Annotated in this window: 16 protein-coding genes; 10 read left to right on the top strand and 6 right to left on the bottom strand. The window is 64.5% G+C overall.

The genetic code is table 11. The annotated features are described in order from the left end of the window. The first annotated feature begins 133 nt into the window (after positions 1-133). Both NCR37_RS12645 and NCR37_RS12640 read left to right on the top strand, forming a co-directional pair. Positions 134-1,423 carry an MFS transporter gene (locus NCR37_RS12645; RefSeq protein ID WP_250473277.1) on the top strand — a complete coding sequence of 430 codons (1,290 nt, stop codon included), beginning with the start codon at positions 134-136 and terminating at the stop codon, positions 1,421-1,423. A 10-nt stretch (positions 1,424-1,433) separates the two neighbouring features. Beyond that, positions 1,434-1,745, top strand: coding sequence for a cupin domain-containing protein (locus NCR37_RS12640; RefSeq protein ID WP_250473276.1), 312 nt, complete (start codon positions 1,434-1,436; stop codon positions 1,743-1,745). A 7-nt stretch (positions 1,746-1,752) separates the two neighbouring features. On the opposite strand, the gene NCR37_RS12635 is transcribed toward NCR37_RS12640, so the two are convergent. Together NCR37_RS12635 and NCR37_RS12630 are read right to left on the bottom strand one after the other, a co-directional pair. Next, positions 1,753-2,022: a hypothetical protein gene (locus NCR37_RS12635; RefSeq protein WP_250473275.1), complete on the bottom strand. Its 270-nt coding sequence runs from the start codon at positions 2,020-2,022 to the stop codon at positions 1,753-1,755. A 74-nt stretch (positions 2,023-2,096) separates the two neighbouring features. Then, positions 2,097-2,855, bottom strand: coding sequence for a Mut7-C RNAse domain-containing protein (locus tag NCR37_RS12630; RefSeq protein WP_250473274.1), 759 nt, complete (start codon positions 2,853-2,855; stop codon positions 2,097-2,099). On the opposite strand from NCR37_RS12630, the gene NCR37_RS12625 reads away from it, so the two are divergent. The 4 genes from NCR37_RS12625 to NCR37_RS12610 all read left to right on the top strand — a co-directional run bounded on the left by NCR37_RS12625 (position 2,835) and on the right by NCR37_RS12610 (position 6,361). Beyond that, complete coding sequence (locus NCR37_RS12625; protein ID WP_284506865.1) at positions 2,835-3,839, top strand: NAD(P)-dependent oxidoreductase; 1,005 nt, start codon at positions 2,835-2,837, stop codon at positions 3,837-3,839. The two genes, NCR37_RS12630 and NCR37_RS12625, sit on opposite strands and share 21 nt — an antisense overlap. A 58-nt stretch (positions 3,840-3,897) precedes the next feature. After that, positions 3,898-4,533, top strand: coding sequence for a LysE family translocator (locus NCR37_RS12620; RefSeq protein WP_250473272.1), 636 nt, complete (start codon positions 3,898-3,900; stop codon positions 4,531-4,533). A 1,020-nt stretch (positions 4,534-5,553) separates the two neighbouring features. Continuing rightward, entirely contained in the window at positions 5,554-5,988 is a 435-nt protein-coding gene (locus NCR37_RS12615) for a hypothetical protein (RefSeq protein WP_250473271.1), read from the top strand. 7 nt (positions 5,989-5,995) lie between these two features. Then, on the top strand, positions 5,996-6,361 hold the full coding sequence (locus tag NCR37_RS12610; RefSeq protein ID WP_250473270.1) for a response regulator: 366 nt from the start codon (positions 5,996-5,998) through the stop codon (positions 6,359-6,361). Positions 6,362-6,559: 198 nt separating this feature from the next. On the opposite strand, the gene argC is transcribed toward NCR37_RS12610, so the two are convergent. The 3 genes from argC to NCR37_RS12595 form a co-directional block, all read right to left on the bottom strand. After that, positions 6,560-7,513, bottom strand: a complete 954-nt coding sequence (gene argC, locus NCR37_RS12605; RefSeq protein ID WP_250473269.1) for an N-acetyl-gamma-glutamyl-phosphate reductase — start codon at positions 7,511-7,513, stop codon at positions 6,560-6,562. Between the two features lie 252 nt (positions 7,514-7,765). Beyond that, positions 7,766-8,365: a flavodoxin family protein gene (locus NCR37_RS12600; protein WP_250473268.1), complete on the bottom strand. Its 600-nt coding sequence runs from the start codon at positions 8,363-8,365 to the stop codon at positions 7,766-7,768. Between the two features lie 207 nt (positions 8,366-8,572). Next, complete coding sequence (locus NCR37_RS12595) at positions 8,573-9,166, bottom strand: YbhB/YbcL family Raf kinase inhibitor-like protein (RefSeq protein WP_250473267.1); 594 nt, start codon at positions 9,164-9,166, stop codon at positions 8,573-8,575. 276 nt (positions 9,167-9,442) lie between these two features. Here NCR37_RS12595 and NCR37_RS12590 point away from each other — a divergent pair, with 276 nt between their 5' ends. Next, on the top strand, positions 9,443-10,156 hold the full coding sequence (locus NCR37_RS12590; protein ID WP_250473266.1) for a response regulator: 714 nt from the start codon (positions 9,443-9,445) through the stop codon (positions 10,154-10,156). A gap of 82 nt (positions 10,157-10,238) precedes the next feature. On the opposite strand, the gene NCR37_RS12585 is transcribed toward NCR37_RS12590, so the two are convergent. Further along, positions 10,239-10,925: an orotate phosphoribosyltransferase gene (locus NCR37_RS12585; RefSeq protein WP_250473265.1), complete on the bottom strand. Its 687-nt coding sequence runs from the start codon at positions 10,923-10,925 to the stop codon at positions 10,239-10,241. 321 nt (positions 10,926-11,246) lie between these two features. Between NCR37_RS12585 and NCR37_RS12580 the strand changes: the two genes are divergently transcribed. From NCR37_RS12580 to NCR37_RS12570, 3 genes are all read left to right on the top strand, one after another. Further along, on the top strand, positions 11,247-12,479 hold the full coding sequence (locus tag NCR37_RS12580) for an MFS transporter (protein WP_250473264.1): 1,233 nt from the start codon (positions 11,247-11,249) through the stop codon (positions 12,477-12,479). 276 nt (positions 12,480-12,755) lie between these two features. Continuing rightward, positions 12,756-15,035, top strand: coding sequence for an NADP-dependent malic enzyme (locus NCR37_RS12575; RefSeq protein ID WP_250473263.1), 2,280 nt, complete (start codon positions 12,756-12,758; stop codon positions 15,033-15,035). A 132-nt stretch (positions 15,036-15,167) separates the two neighbouring features. Further along, positions 15,168-15,473, top strand: a complete 306-nt coding sequence (locus NCR37_RS12570) for a hypothetical protein (protein ID WP_250473262.1) — start codon at positions 15,168-15,170, stop codon at positions 15,471-15,473. The last annotated feature ends 17 nt before the right edge of the window (positions 15,474-15,490 follow it).

Raw genomic sequence — 15,490 nt, 5'->3', positions numbered from 1 at the left:
GCTGCGAAGCCCGGCGCGCTTTTCTTCGTTGCGTGTCGCTTGATAAGGCCACGCGCGGTCTTTACACTCGCCAAGGAAAAAATATCCCGGCCGCGCACGCCCGGCGCCGATCGATCAATCTACAGGGATTCGCATGGCAGACAGACCATTGAATGCGCGCGCGGTCAGCGCGGCGGTGATCGGCAACGCGCTGGAATGGTACGACTTCGTCGTATTCGGCTTTATGACGGTGGTGATCGCGCGGCTCTTCTTTCCGAGCGAGAACGACTACTCGTCGATTCTCCTCACCACGGCCAGCTTCGGCGTGGCCTTCGTGATGCGGCCCGTGGGCGGCATCGTGCTCGGGCTGTACGCCGACCGCGCCGGGCGCAAACCCGCGCTCACGCTCGTGATCGCGCTGATGACGCTCGGCATTCTGCTGCTCGCGATTGCGCCGCCTTACTCGGCCATCGGCATCGGCGCGCCGGTTCTGATCGTCGTCGCGCGGCTGTTGCAGGGCTTCTCGGCGGGCGGCGAGTTCGGCAGTTCCACCGCGCTTCTGATCGAGGCCGCGCCGTTTTCCAAGCGCGGTTTCTACGGCAGCTTCCAGATGGCGAGTCAGGCGGCGGCGCTCCTGCTCGGCGCCGTCGTGGGCGCGGCGATCTCGCGCGGGCTGTCGCCGCAAGCGCTGGAGTCGTGGGGCTGGCGTGTGCCGTTCATCATCGGGCTCGTGATCGGGCCAATCGGCCTGTATATCCGCCGCAACATGTCGGACACGGAAGCGTTCATGCACGTGAAGAAGGCCGCGCGCCGCGCGACGCTGGGCGAGGTCTTCCGCACGCATGGCCGCGAAGTGCTGTGCGGTCTCGGCGCGGTGATCGCGCTGACGGTGACGGTCTATGTGCTGATCGCGTATCTGCCGACCTTCGCGGTCAAGCAACTCAAGCTGCCGTACGGCCAGTCGTTCACGGCGCTGATCGTCGGCAATCTGCTGTTGACGGTGCTCTCTCCGGTGGCGGGCGCGTGGTCCGACCGTATCGGACGCAAGGCGCTCACGCTGTGGTCGCTCGCGATCACGCTCGTCATCATCTATCCGCTCTTCGCGTGGCTCGCGGCGGAGCCGAGCGTGATGCGCCTCGTGATCGTGCAGGCTGCGCTCTCGATCGTGCTGTCGGGCTACTACGGGCCGTTCGGCGCGCTGCTCTCCGAGCTGTTTCCCGCGCACCTGCGCTCGACCGGCCTCTCACTCGCATACAACATCGCGGTGATGATCTTCGGCGGCTTCGGGCAACTCATCGTGACGTGGCTCATTCGCGTCACCGGCTCGCAACTCGCGCCGACGTTCTATGTGATGGGCGGCGTCGTGCTCTCGCTGATCGCGGTGGCGGCCATTCCTGCGACGCGCCACGCCGACGTCGACGAAGCGCGCGAACTCACTCGCTAGGCGGCATCGCATGAAAGTGATCGAAAGCGGCAAGTTCACGGCCGAGCGCGCGTGGGGCGCGCTCGATATCTGCGTGATGAACGGCACGTCGTGCCGTCTGCACTGGACGGATGCGCCGTACAAATGGCACGTCAACGACGGCGAAGAAGTGTTCGCCGTGATGGACGGCCTGGTGCGGATGCACGTGCGCGACGCAGAAGGCGAGCGCACGCTGACGCTGAAGGCGGGCGATATCTTCCACGCCCAGGCCGGCGACGAGCATTACGCCGAGCCGGTCGGGGCGGCGCGCATTCTGGTGATCGAGAAAGAAGGGAGCGTCTGAGCGGCGCTCAGCGCGAAAGGCCCGCGGCGACGAGCAGTTCGGCGAGCGCTTCGGTCATGCCGCCTTCGTGCGTTTCGGCGCGTTCCTTCAGCTGCTTCACGAGCTTTTCGTCGAGCTTGCACGCGAACGGGACGAGCCCCTTCGCCTGATCGAGCTTGCGCTGCTCGCGTCGGTCGGCTTTCGGCGCGTCGTCCGCGCCCACGCGTGCGCGCCCGCCTTGCTTGAGGTCGTTGGCGAGTTTGAACGCCTTGTTCTGTTCCAGCTGGAATTTGTTCACGTGATGCTCCGGGGCCGCAGTGTCGATGGAGCCGTATTGTACTGGCCCGGCTGCCGCGCTCGGCCTTGCTCGCTTCAAGCCGGACCGGTTTCCGCCATCGCGTCGATGCGCGCGCGCATGCGCCGCCAATGCGAGCCTTCCCAGAAGACGCGGCGGCAGACATCGCATGTGACGAAGCGCGTGTGGCGTTCGCGCACGCCGTCGGGCACGCGGCCGTCGATCTCGTCGGGCGCGGCGGCGCGCAGCGGCGCATTGCACATCAGACACAGGCGAAACGCGCGCACATGCGCGGCGAGATTCAGCCGGTCCGCGATCTCGCGCCACTGTTCGTCCGGTTGCAGCGCGCGCACGTAGCAGCCGTGCAGCACGGTGCGGCGCTTGAGCAACTCGCGGTCGCGCGTGAGCACGACGCGCGATTCTTCGTGCGCGAGGCGCTCGATTTCATCGTCGGGGAAGTTGTTGTCGTAGCGCGTGTCGAAGCCCGCGAGCCGCAGCAGTTGCGCGAGCCCGCCGAGATGCGCGTCCGCGATGAAGCGCAGATTCGCCGGCTGCAAGGGCGGGCGCAGCAGCGAGCCGCCATCCGCGACATCGGGCGGCGCGTGTCCCGCCGGATAAACCTCGATGCAATCGCCGGGCTGGATCTGCGCATCGAAGCCGGCGGGCACGCCGTTACGCACGATCAGGCCGACTTCGGTGTGCGGCACGCCGAGCGCTTCGATCATGTGCTTGGTCGACGATGTCGGCGGACACGCGCACTCGAACGTTCGCCCTCGCTGCGGCCGGGCGAGGAAGTCGTTCAGTTCATCGTGAAAATGAAAGCGCGCGTTGACCATGCGAGCAAGTATGGCATTGCGCGCCGCTGCGTGCTGCCGGGCGATGTGCTCTACTGGCGCACGGCCGCGCGCCGTGGGCGCAACGGGAACTCAGTGAAAGGAGCACAGGCAATGGATATCGGATTCATCGGATTGGGCGAAATGGGCGGCGCGATGGCGAGCAACGCGCTGAAAGCGGGTCACTCGGTGCGCGTATGGAACCGCTCGCGCGAGAAAACCCGGGCATTGGCGGACCAGGGCGCGTCGGTGGTCGATACACCCGAGCAGGCGTTCTCCGGCGATGCCGTGTTCTCCATGCTCGCCGATGACAACGCGCTGCGATCCGTTCTCGTCGAAAGCGGCTTGCTCAAGCATGCTTCGAAGGGCCTCGTGCACGTGAACATGGCGACGATCTCGACTGCGCTCGCCGTCGAGCTCGCGCAGTTGCACGCGCAGCACGGCGTCGGCTATGTGGCCGCGCCGGTGCTCGGCCGGCCGGATGTCGCCGCTGCGGGCAAGCTCAACATTCTCGCGGCGGGCGCGGACGCGGACATCGAGCGCGTGCAGCCGGTGCTGGACGCAATGGGCCAGAAGACGTGGCGCGTCGGCCAGCAGCCGGAGCATGCGAACGTGCTGAAGCTCGCGGCGAATTTCATGCTGGGCTCGGCGATCGAGACGGTCGGCGAAGCGGCGGCGCTCGTCACGGGTCACGGCATCGAGGCGCAGACTTTCCTCGATGTCATCACGAACTCGCTGTTTCCGGGGCCCGTGTATCAGGGCTACGGGAAGATGATCGCGGAGCGCCGCTACGAGCCCGCGCTGTTCAAGGCGCGTCTTGGGCTGAAGGACGTGCGCCTCGCCATTGCAGCCGGCGAAGCCGTGAACGTGCCGTTGCCCGTGGCGAGCGTGGTGCGCGATAACCTGGTCGATGCCCTCGCACACGGCGACGGCGATAAGGATTTCGCGGTGCTGGGCCGAGTGGCCGCGCGGCGCGCCGGGCAGTGAGTTCGGCGCGGGAAAGACGCGGCATAATCGACGTCCCGCTCTTTCCCCGAGATCCGCAATGAGCCTGCATGTCTGGTGGTTATTCGTCGCCACGGTGTTCGTCGTATCCGCGATTCCGGGGCCCAACATGCTGCTCGTGATGACGCACGGCGCGCGCTTCGGGCTGCGCCGCTCCGTCGCGACGATGGCGGGGTGCCTCAGCGCGCTAATTCTGATGTTGTCGATATCGGTGGCGGGGCTCGGCGTTTTTCTGCAAGCGTGGCCGCGTCTCTTCGACGCGCTGCGCCTGATCGGCGCGGCTTACCTCGTTTGGCTCGGCGTGAAGAGCTGGCGCGCGAAGGCGGGCGCAGTCGAGGTGCGCGACGAAAGCGGCGGCGCGCGTGCCCGGTCGACGGGGCCATCGGCGCTTTATCGCAACGGCTTTGTGATTGCGGGCAGCAATCCCAAGTCGATCCTCTTCGCGGCGGCGCTTCTGCCGCAATTCATCGATGCGTCGCGGCCCGTGCTGTCGCAATTCGCGGTGCTGGTTGCGACGCTCGCGGTCATCGAAGTCAGCTGGTACGCGGTCTACGCGGGGCTCGGCTCGCGCATCGGCGAGAAGCTGAAAAGCGCGGCGGTCGCGCAGGCATTCAATCGGCTGACTGGCGGCCTGTTCGTCGGCTTCGGCGCGATGATGGCGCTGCTCCGGCACTGAGCTTTCACCGCCGATGTTATGTGCGCTAGCGCTCGAAGCGTCGAGCGAACGGGCGCACGGTTTGCTCGATCTGTATCAGAGTTTGATTCGGTGCCGAACATACGCGGGCAGGCGAGCGATGGATAGTGGGCTCGTTCAACGGTCTCATATTTGCGGCGAAACGGTTTGCAGGCTCGCGCCTGGCAGAGCAGTTTGAGCGGACTTCGATAAGGGATCGCGCCGTAGCGGCGGCAGACCGCGCCGTGGAATGCCGGGACGCTGAAGGCGCGTGACGCTTTTGAACGCACGCCGATGTATGGGCTCAATGTTTAGCCGCAGCGCGCCGGGTTCGCGGGTGCGGCGATGCGTGGAGCCGCTGCGAATGGATAGGCGCTGGCTGAAGCGTCGGTTCTGAATGCAGTTGTGTAGCGAACAGCGCCGACCGCGATGCATGAAGCAGCACTAGGGACCAAAGCTCCAAGTGCGGCCGACCGCGATGCATAAAGCAGCACTAGGGACCAAAGCTCCAAGTGCAGCCGACCGCGATGCATAAAGCAGCACTAGGGACCAAAGCTCCAAGTGCAGCCGACCGCGATGCAAGGAGCAGCACTAAGGGCTGAAGCCCCAAGTGCGGCCGACCGCGATGCACGAGCGGCACTAAGGGCCAAAGCCCCAAGCGCAGCCGACCGCGTTGCATGAAGCAGCATTAAGGGCCAAAGCCCCAAGCGCAGCCGACCGCGATGCATGAAGCAGCGCTAAGGACCAAAGCCCTAAGTGCGGCCGACCGCGATGCATGGAGCAGCACTGAGGGCCAAAGCCCCAAGTGCAGCCGACCGCGATGCATGAAGCAGCACTATGAGCTGAAGCCCCAAGTACGGCCGACCGCGATGCATGGGGCCGCACTAAGGGCTGAAGCCCCAAGTGCGGCCGACCGCGATGCATGGGGCCGCACTAAGGGCTGAAGCCCTAAGTGCGGCCGACCGCGATGCATGGGGCCGCACTAAGGGCTGAAGCCCCAAGTGCGGCCGACAGGAGACAGGGATGCAAGCGAAGATTTCAGGCGTCGCGCTCGCCGCACTTTATTGCGGTGTGCTGACGACCGCGCCCGCCGCCCGCGCCGACGATACGCCGAGCCCCTGCGTTGCGCTCAAGCGCATCGTCGCGGCATCGCCGACCTTCTCCTCGCTCACGGCCAGCGACGGCCGGCCGCTCGCGTCGCCTTACGGCGACGACGCGCAGTGCGCCGCCTCGCAGACGAACTATCGCTGCGCGTGGACGCCGCACGGCGGCTCCAGCGCCGACGCGCTACAAGGCGTCGCCGCAGACATCGCCTCGTGTCTGCCGGACGCGACGCACGATCAAAACTCGCCCGCGCGCCAGCATTTCTATATCGGCGCACGCGGAGCACGCACGGAAATCACGGCGGCATCAGCCGGTTCCAACAAACTAAAGCTCGAAATCTCCGCCAACCGGTGAGGCCATCATGACCAAGCGCATCCTGATAGCCGACGACGACGACGACGCGCTCGCCGGCCTCGCAAATTTGCTCAACGGCATGGGTCACGAAGTGGCGCTCGCCGCTAACGGCGCGCAGGCAGTGGAAGTGGCGGCGCAGTTCGCGCCCGAAGTGGTGATCCTCGATCTCGGGATGCCGCTGGTCGACGGCCTCGCCGCCGCGCGGGCACTACGCGAAGCGCCGAACGGAGCCGCGATGCTGCTCGTCGCGCTAACCGGATGGGGTCAGCCGCAGCATCGCGATATGACACTGGAGGCGGGCTTCGACATCCACCTCGTCAAACCCATCTCGGCGGATCAGTTGCAATTCATTCTGTCGATGACACAGCCCTGACCGGCCTTGTTGCAACGCACCAAATTTCTTGCTATAGTGGTCCCCGTCTCCTCCATGTCTCCACTGATATGGATTCAGCCCGCCGACCTAGGCGGGCTTTTTTTTCGTCCGTCGTTTTCGTGTTGCGGCGCATTAAAAAGCCGGCCCGCAGGCCGGCTCGTCCTCGACACAGTGTCTGACTGAGCGCACTCGGCGCACTCAGCGCGCCAGTCCGGTCGCTTCGTCGGCGCCGATGGCGAGATTCATGCACTGAATCGCCGCACCGGACGCACCCTTGCCCAGATTGTCGAGCCGCGTCACGGTGACAAAACGCTCGTCGTTGCCGAACACAAAGACGTCGACGCGATTCGTGTCGTTGCAGGCCTGGGCGTCGAAGAAGCCGTTGTCCAGATTGCTTTCCGCGTCGAACGGCATCACGCGCACGAACGGCTCGCCCGCATAGTATTCGGCGAGCATGTCGCGCACGTCCTGCGGCCTGGCGGCGCGCGTGAGCTGGTCGGGCGAGAAGTAGGTCGTGACCGCGAGACCCTTCAGGAACGGTCCGACGATCGGCGTGAAAATCGGCGCGCGCGACAAGCCAGTGCGCACGGACATTTCCGGCAGATGCTTGTGCGTCAAGCCGAGCGCGTAAGCGCGCGGGCTATTGAGGCGCGCGTCGCCGCCCGCTTCGTATTCCGCGATCATCTTCTTGCCGCCGCCGCTGTAGCCGGTGATCGAATAGGCGTGCGCGTGGAAATCGGCCGGCACGAGCCCGCCCGCGACGAGCGGCTGCATGGACAGCACGAACGCCGATGCGTGGCAGCCCGGCACCGCAATGCGCTTCGCCGTGCGAAGCCGGTCACGCTGCGCGCGGGAAAGCTCGGGCAGGCCGTACGCCCAGTCGTCGTGCGTGCGAAAGGCGGTGCTCGCGTCGATCACGCAGGTCCGGTCGTTGCCCGGCTCGACCAGCGAAACCGACTCGCGGGAGGCGACATCCGGCAGGCACAGAAACGTCACGTCCGACGCGTTGATCAGGCGGCGACGCTCCTCGACGTCCTTGCGCTTCGCCTCGTCGATGCGCAGCACTTCGATGTCACGGCGCTGCGACAGATATTCGAAAATCTTCAGGCCGGTGGTGCCTTCCTGTCCGTCGACAAATACTTTCGTGGTCATCTCGATCTCGCTGGTTCGTGGCCGCCGCGCGTGCGCCGCCGCAAAACCGCCATTCTAAGTCGATTTCGCGACCGGTTGATGTCGATTCCTGCGCGGAATTAGAAGGTGCGAAAGCGCCGTTCGTCGAAGCGGCGCGCGCTTCGGCTGGGGAGAGAAGCAGGGCAGCGAAGCGTGCGCACCGTCGAATCACGCCGGCGCGTCTGCGCTACTTGCGAGACGAGCCGCCGAGACCGCGCGGCTGCTGCTGACGCGTCACGGCGTGGCCGGAGCCGCTTCCGATGCGCCCGGACGGTCCGCCCACCGCGCGGCGACGGCGGCGATGCGCGCGCCGAACGTCTTCGCCGTCTCGATATCGCCGGGCGGCGGCGCTTCTTCCGGCGACGCATCTGCGGGCGATTGCGTGAGCAGCCCCGTGAAGCCGCCGACGAAATTCAGGTCGTTGCGCGTGGCGGCTTTCGTATTCGACGGCATCAGGCCCGCGCCGACCCAGATCATGCCGTGCTGCATCGCCAGCGTGACGAAGTAGGAAATGGTCAGGAACTTGTCGCCGTTCATGTGCGCGGAGTTGGTGAAGCCCGCCGCGATCTTGTCTTTCCACTTCTGCTCGAACCAGGGCTTGGAACTGGCGTCGGCGAACTTCTTGAAGTCGGCGGACGGTCCGCCCATGTACGTCGGCGCGCCGAACACGATGGCGTCGGCGGCCTCGAGCTCGGCCCAGGCGGCGTCGTCCATTTCGCCGACGGGCATCAGCCGGCCGTTCGCGCCGGCGTCGGTTGCACCGGCGAGCACGGCTTCCGCGACTTTCTTCGTGTGACCGTAGCCGCTGTGATAGACGATGACGATGTTCGGCATGATTCCCTCTTGCCGCGCGTGGCGGCGCGCGCGAGCGACGCGCGTGTTGCATGGTGAGCGGCGGTCGTGTCCGGATGCGCGGTTCGCGGCGCTGCATGGCGCACAGCGCGGCAAAACCATGGACGCATGGACGCAGTCAGTCTAGCGCAGCCGTTTTCCGTGCTACCGGGGCTAGCGCACGCACGCAGCGAAACAATCGCGCGGGCGCTATCGTCCGACGGTAAAGGTCAGTTGCGCGCTGGCGATGGCGGTCGCGCGGATTTCGTGGTCGAACATGAGCGCGGGCGTGCCCTGACGCAGGCGCAAGTCGTCGCTATTCAGCGCGTACACAGTCACGATGTAGCGATGCGGCTTGCCGGGCGGCGGGCAGGGACCGCCGTAGCCGTCCGTGTCCCAGTCGTTGCGCGCCTCGACCGCGCCAATCTTGCGCAACGCGCCCGAGGCGCTCGCATTCGCCGGCAGGTGCGTCACGGTCGACGGAATGCCGGCGACGGCCCAGTGCCACCAGCCGCGCCCCGGCGCGTCGGGATCGAAAATCGTCACGGCGAAGCTGCGCGTCTGCGCGGGCGCGCCGCGCCACGAAAGCTGCGGTGAGCGGTTGCCGCCCTTGCAATCCGAATCGTTGAAGAGCTGTTCGTGCCCGACGGTCTTGCCGGGGGCCAGTTCCGGACTCGTCACGGAGAAGACGTCTTGCGCGGCCGCGCCGCGCGCATGGCACAGAAGCGCCGCCGCACTCGCGACCCCGAGCGTGAATGCAGCGACAGCGTGACCGGAACGCAAGATCCGACTTGCGAGGCGCATGGCTGACTCCTGGCAGCGGCTGGAACTCATATAGCAGCGTTTCGCCGGCTGCAACGATGTTTTTTGTCTCAGTGATGCGCTTCGTAGGAGGTTGCAGTTTAACATTGCAACAAAGCATTAAAAGCTTGATCCTTGGGGCCAAACCTATGGCGCGAATCAGTCGTATTTCTTTGTGCGCGCGGCTGATGGTGAAGACTCAAACTCGTAGATCAACATATGAACCATTTGAACTTGATTCGCGTGGCAGTCAGTCGACCGGATTTGGGAGAAGAATAAATGAGCCAGCGAATTCAGGTCATCATTGCAGACGACCATCCTGTGATTTTGTTCGGCGCCGCGCAGGCGCTCAGCAAGTTTCCGGAAGTCGATGTCGTTGGCCAGGCGCGTCAATCCACCGAACTCGTCCAGCTATTGCAGAAAACGCCGTGCGACGTGCTGGTGACGGATCTCGCCATGCCCGGCGGTTCATACGGCGACGGCATGCCGCTGCTCGGCTACATCGGCCGCCAGTTTCCGAAGGTCCGGCTCGTCGTGCTGACCATGCTCGAAAATCCGGCTTTGCTCAAACGTTTGCGTGAAGTCGGCGTCGTGTCGATCATCAACAAGGCCGACGACATGAACCACATCGGCTGGGCGATCCAGCATGTGATGCGCGGGCAGGAATACCTCGGGCCGTCGGTGAAGGCGGCGCTCGACAGCATGGGCATCGGCGCGTCGGGGCAGCAGCGCGGCGTTATTCTGTCGAAGCGTGAACTCGAAGTGGTGCGCCTTTTCGTGTCCGGCATGACCATTACGGAAATCGCGGGGCAACTGCGGCGCAGTATCAAGACCATCAGCACGCAGAAGAACACGGCAATGCGCAAACTGGGCATAGAACGAGACTCGGAATTATTCCAGTACGCGCAAAGCAACGGATTAATGAATCTGTCCGCCTATACAGGCGACGGTTCGCTCGAAGATACGCCGGTGTCGGATTCGAAATCGTTATAGACGCCAATCGGCCGAAACGAAAAAAAGCCGCTGACTGAAATCAGCGGCTTTTTCGTTTTAATCGCCTGCTCGCAACGATTATTTATTGCGGCGTGGCAGTGGCGCCGCCGTGCGCAGCTGACCATTCGGCTGGCGCATGAAGGAATTTCTCGACTTCATCGAGCGTCTTGGTTTCGAAATAGCCCTGTTCCTTCGCGACGCGCAACACGTCCCACCACGTGGCGAGCGCGTGGAGATTCACGTCGATGTCCTTCAGCACGGACACGCTCTCCTTGAAGATGTTGTAGTGGAAGAGCACGAAGCAGTGATTCACCGTCGCGCCAGCCGTGCGGAGCGCGTTGATGAAGTTGATCTTGCTGCGGCTGTCCGTGGTCAGGTCTTCGACCAGCAGCACGCGCTGGCCTTCGGTCAGCAAGCCTTCGATCTGCGCGTTGCGGCCGAAGCCCTTCGGCTTCTTGCGCACATACTGCATCGGCACCATCAGACGATCGGCGATCCACGCGGCGAACGGAATGCCGGCGGTCTCGCCGCCCGCGACAGCGTCGATCTGCTCGTAGCCGACATCGCGCAGAATGGTCGCTTCGGCCATTTCCATCAGGCCGCGGCGCACGCGCGGATACGAGATCAGCTTGCGGCAGTCGATGTACACCGGGCTTGCCCAGCCGGACGTGAAGATGAACGGTTTTTCCGCGTTGAAGTGCACCGCCTGCACTTCGAGCAGCATCTTGGCGGTGGTGTCGGAGATCGTCTGGCGATCGAAGCCTGTCATGGGCGAATCCTTGGACTGATGTGGCGCTTCTGGAAGCGGAAGGCGGCCGCGAGGGCCCTGGCGCATGAACCGGACGCCGACGAGCCGTCTTTCGAAGGGCTGTCCGGCGTTTTTCTGCGCGCGTGTCGACGGGACCCGGCACGTAAGCGCCTGCGTTGTCCCATGCACAGCTAACCCGCGATTTTACCCGAGCCTGCGCGGCGGGGCGAGCAGCGCGGCGGCGCGCCTCCGGGTGACTTTTTTCCGGTTGTGACGGCGGGCCGCTCGCCAGTACACTCGCCGCGCCTTCCGACCGCTTGCGACCGCTTCCGACCGCCTTCGATGAAATACGCCCCGACGACACCCGACTCCCCCGATTCCTTGCCTCGCCACGCGTGGCATGCGCTCGCCGCATCCGTGCTCGGCTACGCGATGGACGGCTTCGACTTGCTGATTCTCGGCTTCATGCTCCCCGCGATCGCTGCCGACTTGCACTTGTCGCCCGCGCAATCCGGCGCGCTCGTCACGTGGACGCTCGCGGGCGCGGTGGCGGGCGGCGTCGTGTTCGGCGTGCTGTCGGACTACTTCGGGCGCGTGCGCATGCTCACGTGGACCATTCTGGTGTTCGCCGTCTTCACGGGTCTTTGCGCACTCGCACGCGGATACGGCGACTTGCTGTTCTATCGCACGATGGCGGGCGTCGGGCTGGGCGGCGAGTTCGGCATCGGCATGGCGCTCGTCGCGGAAGCGTGGCCCGCGCGGCAGCGAGCGCGCGTGTCGTCCTATGTCGGGCTCGGCTGGCAGCTCGGCGTGCTCGCCGCCGCGCTCCTCACGCCGCTGCTTCTGCCGATGATCGGCTGGCGCGGCATGTTCGCGGTCGGCCTGATGCCGGCCGTCGTCTCGTTTCTGGTGCGGCGGAGCGTGGCCGAACCTGCGCTTTTCACCGCGCGCCGCACCGGAAGCGCCGCGCGCAAGCTGCCGCTGAAGCGCCTGTTCGACAGTGCGCGTACCGCGCGCGCGAGCCTCGGCGTGATCGTGCTCTGCTCAGTGCAGAACTTCGGTTATTACGGGCTGATGATCTGGCTGCCGAGCTATCTGTCGAAGACGTTCGGCTATTCGCTCACGAAATCCGGCGTCTGGACGGCCGCGACCGTGCTCGGCATGGCGCTCGGCATCTGGCTGTTCGGCATGGCGGCCGACCGCTTCGGACGCAAGCCCGCGTTTCTCGCCTATCAGATCGGCGCGGTCGCCATGGTCTTCGTTTATTCGAACCTGACGAGCCCGGCCGCGCTCCTGATCGGCGGCGCGGCGATGGGCGTGTTCGTCAACGGGATGATCGGCGGCTACGGCGCGCTGATCTCCGAGATCTATCCGACCGAAGCGCGCGCCACCGCGCAGAACGTGCTGTTCAACATCGGGCGGGCGGTCGGCGGACTCGGGCCGGTCGTGGTGGGCGCGCTGGCGGCGCGCTACACGTTCGCGGTGGCACTCGCGTTTCTCGCCAGCATCTATTTGCTGGATGTGGCGGCGACGCTCTTTCTGATCCCCGAAAAGCGCGGCGCGGAACTCGACTGAAAGGCGAGCCGCGCGTCTTCTTCCGACGAAACGCACGCCCAGCAACGCTTCCGCGTGCAATGCTGCGTCGCGCCATTTGAGATACGCGGTGTACACTGAACAGCTAAAAACAAGGCTCCGTTCGCCCGCTTCATCCCTGCCGGGCGGCACGCTGCGTCTATCCGACGCGCCGGGTGACTGACAACATTGGTCCATCGATTCACATCCCGCCCACAGTGCCGAGCGGCCGCCGGCTGTGAACCCTGTTCGAAAAATTTCTAACGTCTCAGGCTAATCATGGACGAACAACTGAAGCAAAGCGCTCTCGCATACCACCAGAATCCGCGTCCCGGCAAGATCTCGGTCACGCCGACCAAACCCCTATCCAACCAGCTCGACCTGTCGCTCGCGTATTCGCCGGGTGTCGCGGCTGCGTGCATGGCGATCTACGACGAACCGCTCGACGCGCAGAAGTACACGTCGCGCGCGAATCTGGTCGGCGTCGTGACGAACGGCACAGCCGTGCTCGGCCTCGGCAACATCGGTCCGCTCGCGGCCAAGCCGGTCATGGAAGGCAAAGGGTGCCTGTTCAAGAAGTTCGCGGGCATCGACGTGTTCGATATCGAACTGAACGAGACCGACCCGGACAAGCTTGTGGACGCCATCGCGATGCTCGAACCGACGCTCGGCGGCATCAATCTGGAAGACATCAAGGCGCCGGAATGCTTCTACATCGAAAAGAAGCTGCGCGAGCGCATGAAGATTCCCGTTTTCCATGACGATCAGCACGGTACTGCGATCATCGCGTCGGCAGCGATACTCAACGGCCTGAAAGTGGTCGGCAAGACGCTCGACAACGTGAAGCTGGTCTGCTCGGGCGCGGGCGCTGCGGCCATCGCGTGTCTGGACCTGCTCATCGATCTGGGCCTGAAGAAGTCGAACACGATCGTCGTCGACTCGAAGGGCGTGATCTACGAAGGACGCGGCAATCTGGATGCGTCGAAGGAGCGGTATCAGGCGAGCACCGACGCGCGCACGCTCGGCGACGCGATGCACGGTTGCGACGTGTTTCTCGGCTGTTCGAGCGCGGGCGTGCTCAAGCCGGAAATGGTCGCGACCATGGCCGACAAGCCGCTGATTCTCGCGCTGGCGAACCCCGAGCCGGAGATCCGGCCGGAAGAGGCGAAGAAGGTGCGCCCGGACTGCATCATCGCGACGGGCCGTTCGGACTATCCGAACCAGGTCAACAACGTGCTGTGCTTTCCGTTCATCTTCCGTGGCGCGCTCGACGTCGGCGCGACGACCATCACGGAAGAGATGAAGCTCGCGTGCGTTCGCGCGATCGCGGAACTGGCCGAAGAAACCGATCAGGGCGATGAAGTCGCGAAAGCGTACGAAGGCCATTCGCTCGAATTCGGTCCGGAGTACCTGATTCCGAAGCCGTTCGATCCGCGCCTCATCATCAAGATTGCGCCGGCTGTCGCGCAAGCCGCGATGGATTCTGGCGTCGCGACGCGCCCGATTCAGGACATGGACGCGTATCGCGAGACGCTCGGCGCGACCGTCTACCGCACCGGCATGGTCATGCGGCCCGTGTTCGCGGCGGCGAAGGCCGCGCCGGCGCGCATCGCGTTCGCGGAAGGCGAGGACGAGCGCGTGCTGCGCGCCGCGCAATTCGTGCTGCTGGAGAAGATCGCGAAGCCGATCATCATTGGCCGGCCGGCGGTCGTCGAAATGCGTTTGCAGAAGATGGGCTCGAAGCTGAAGCCGGGCGTCGATTTCGAGATCGTGAATCCGGAAGACGATCCGCGCTATCAGAAGAGCTGGCAGGCGTATCACGAAATCGCGGCGCGTCAGGGCGTGACGCCGGAAAGCGCGAAGGCGGCGCTGCGCAAGTTCAACACGCTGATCGGCGCGATCCTCGTTCATACGGGCGATGCGGACGGCATGATCTGCGGCCTCATCGATACGTATCAGGATCACCTCAAGTTCATCGATCAGGTGCTCGGCAAGGCGGAAGGCGCGGACAACTTCGCGGCGATGAATCTGCTGATGCTGCAAGGGCGCAATATCTTCATCAGCGACACGTACGTCAACGAATTGCCGACGCCCGAGCAACTCGCCGACATGACGATTCTCGCGGCGCGCGAGATCGAGCGATTCGGCATTCAGCCGAAGGTGGCGCTGGTGTCGAACTCGAATTTCGGCAGCGTGCCGAGCGCATCGAGCAAGCGCATGGCCGAGGCGCGCAAGCTGATCGCGGAGCGCGCGCCGAATCTCGAAGTCGATGGCGAAATGCACGGCGATGCGGCTCTGTCGGAAACCGTGCGTAAGGCGGCGTTCCCCGGCACGACGCTTTCGGGCGAGGCGAATCTGCTTATCATGCCGAACGTGGAAGCGGCGAATATCACGTACAACTTGCTGAAGATGGTGAGCGGCGAGGGCGTGACGGTTGGGCCGTTCCTGCTGGGCGCTTCCAAGCCCGTTCATATTTTGACGCCGGCGGCGACCGTGCGGCGGATTATTAATATGACGGCGGTGGCTTCGGCAAACGCCAGCGTGATGAAGGCGAAATAACGCGGCTTAGTGAAGTAGTAATGGACGGCGATTCGGGGGACTGGATCGCCGTTTTTTTTGATAATGTCTTATCTTGAACAGTCGAATCTCCACGGTCTCTCCCGTAATTCAATTCGGAATACGAATAAAGGCATGGCGCAGTCGTTGGAGATCATCGTTGAGACGTTTCGTGCGCAGGGCGAGAACTCGGCGTCACCCGTGCGCGTGCGCCCGCTAGCGGGCCAAGGGTTGAGCACCGACCTGCGCGTCGAATGCAGCAAAAGCATGCGCGCGCAGTATCCGATCGGTACGCTGTTTCGCCTGGACGTGAGGGTGATTCATCGCTTGGGAACGCCGTTGCTGTACGCGCACCACGCAGCGCCGTTCGAGCGAGTCCGCCTTGACGAAGCGTACCGATTCATCGACACCATCTTCGGCCATGCGGACGCATCGAAATAAAAAAGGCGATTCGCTTT

Origin of the sequence: Caballeronia sp. GAFFF1 (assembly GCF_023630705.1) — a bacterium.
In the GTDB taxonomy this organism is placed as follows: Bacteria; Pseudomonadota; Gammaproteobacteria; order Burkholderiales; family Burkholderiaceae; genus Caballeronia.
The sequence above is the reverse complement of the archived record's forward strand: the minus strand, read 5'-3'. Positions and strand labels throughout refer to the sequence as shown.